This window comes from Bartonella pachyuromydis, assembly GCF_039543065.1.
Classification (GTDB): domain Bacteria; phylum Pseudomonadota; class Alphaproteobacteria; order Rhizobiales; family Rhizobiaceae; genus Bartonella; species Bartonella pachyuromydis.
On the sequence record NZ_BAABJA010000038.1, the window covers coordinates 1 to 2,511 of the forward strand.

Annotated in this window: 1 protein-coding gene; it reads right to left on the reverse strand. The window is 30.1% G+C overall.

Translation table 11 applies throughout. The annotated features are described in order from the left end of the window. The coding region (locus ABD917_RS08580) for an LbetaH domain-containing protein (RefSeq protein WP_345119648.1) at window positions 1-1,045 on the reverse strand (1,045 nt) is incomplete at its 3' end. Window positions 1,046-2,511: the final 1,466 nt, after the last annotated feature.

Sequence of the window (2,511 nt, forward strand, 5' to 3'; positions counted from 1 at the left end):
CAAAGCCCTTTACATAAGCATTATCAGCAATTTTCGCATTGTCATAGATTTTTGCATCAAAAATTATATTAGCTTTATTACAAACAAAGGCATTGCCATAAACTTGACCACGAACGATAGCATTGTCCTTAATTTTTGCATTGCCATAAACATGAGCATTCGCACCGAAAACCCATGCATCATTATTAACAACGGCATTGCCATAAACTTTAGCATTTCTATTAACACGGGCATTATCATGTATTTTTGCATTGTCAGAAACGACAGCATCCCAAAAAACGGTAGCATTATCATAAACCCAGCAATTACCATCATGGGATAGGTTGCTTTCATTTTCAATAAAACCACCTAAGGTACCTGCTTTGATATCATCAAAATCTCTAATGGCTTTAATACGGTGTAAAGTAACCCCTTCAATAATCTTAGTTTCATTCGTAAATTCATATTTTTTTGTTATAGGTAAAGAGATACAAGCATCATCACAAATTTTAGATGAAAAATTAATCGTTTCATTATTCTCAACACGCGTATACCAATTAATAAAAGCATTCCCATAGACTTTTGCCTTGTCTCTTATAACAGCCTTATCACATACAACGGCGTTATTAAAAACACGAGCATGTTTGTAAACATAAGCATACCCACAAACCAAGGCATTATCAGCAATTTTTGCATTGTCATAAACACTAGCAAAATCAAATACCTTTGCATTATCACAAACCGTTGCATTATCGAAAACACTAGCATAATTAAAAACAGTAGCATTATCAGAAATAAGAGCATTATTATAAACGCAAGCCTCATTAGCTACCCAGCAATTGCCATCATGAGAGAGGTTATCTTCCTTTTCAATAAAGCCCCCTAAATCCCCCGCCTTGACATCAGCAAAATTTCTAATGGCTTTAATGCGGTGTAAAGTATGACCAGCCACGCAACGTGTTTCATTCGTAAATTCGTATTTTTTTGCAGGCTCTTGTTTATTATTAGATGCGGTTTTATTTGAAATATTAGAGATAACGGGGGTGCTTTTTGAGATATTTGTCATAATTAAAACCTTGATGTTAATATTGTTTTGAAATTGACAACCCATAAGGGCGCCGGGTGCTCAAAACACGGCATCAAGTCCGTTGCTACGCTTTTCCCATAGGGTATTGTATAGCGTAACTACACCCGACAAAATCGTTATATGCCAATGACAGCATAAAAGATAGCCAGTTTTTTTAACATGGGAAAGACTGTTTCGTAATCTACCCGCTTGATGTTTAGTGTTTTGATCACTTGATTATTTATATATCAAAATACGTATTTATTGTCAATTAATTTGTACACTTTTTTGATATTTTTTATGATTTTTTTTAAATGCATTATGTGTATATATTTGTCATATGCTTATTAATTGCTTCTTTTGTATTATATGCCTTTAAAGCTATATTATTGGCTTTCTTAAACGATTATGCTATTTTCTGAGTCTATACATTTATAATATTTAAAAACGCTCTCATCATGCGTATTTTTAGCTTTATAACCTATCTTATTTTTTACTAAATGGTTTTTAAGATTGTTGTTAATTTCTTTTATAACACATTTGCAATTTAACAGCCTTTTATAGGGCTTATCTTTATAAGCAATGCATTCATTTGCATTGTAATTATGAAAGCCTGTTTTTTACACGTGCTTTATAGCTGTTATCTGCTTTATAGCCACCGCATCATTTTTCATTTTCATAAGAGAAAGGATAATTGTGATTTATAGCTTGTTATGAAAACATCTAAAGAGAGATTGATAACTATAGAGATTAGCAAAATCCCTTTTAATAGACTTTTGTCATTTTTGTCAGTTTAGTCAGTTGTTTCTAGCCCCTAGAGTATTTTTTTAAATGAGATAAAAAATTAAAAACATTATTTTTCAATATGTTAAGTTTTATCGATTTTTCAAAATACAACTTATTAAAACATCATAAAAAATAAATACAATCGTAAATATATATTTGTCAGTTTGTGTCAGTAAATTGAACTGACAAAATGATTATTTTAGTGAGTGATTAAAACGTGCTTTATGAAAAGCCTATAAAAGTGAAAACTGATTACGTTATCCAAATCCCTTTAATGAATTTTATCAGTTCACTTAAATGGATAAATTTATAATTTTAGAGAATGATTAAAACACGTCTTAAAAAAACATGTGATCTTTTAAAGCCTTTCAAAAGACAGTTTATCTTCATAAGAAATGCTATCAAGATCATTATGGTTATAGTTTAGGGGGGTTAGGGGGTTTTGGGTGTTCTTTTTACACCCCCTTTATATATTTTTTAAATTAAAAATAAAAGTTATTATATTTCAATAAGTTAATGTTTCAAATAAACAACCTATATTAAACACAACACATAAATACAATCTTTAATATATATTTAAAAGGGTTTTGTAGGTGTTTTGGGGGTTTTAAAAACAGACAAAACCTATAAGTAATATAAGCAAAATTAATATACATAACTCTCTTTAAAGAGATTTTTTG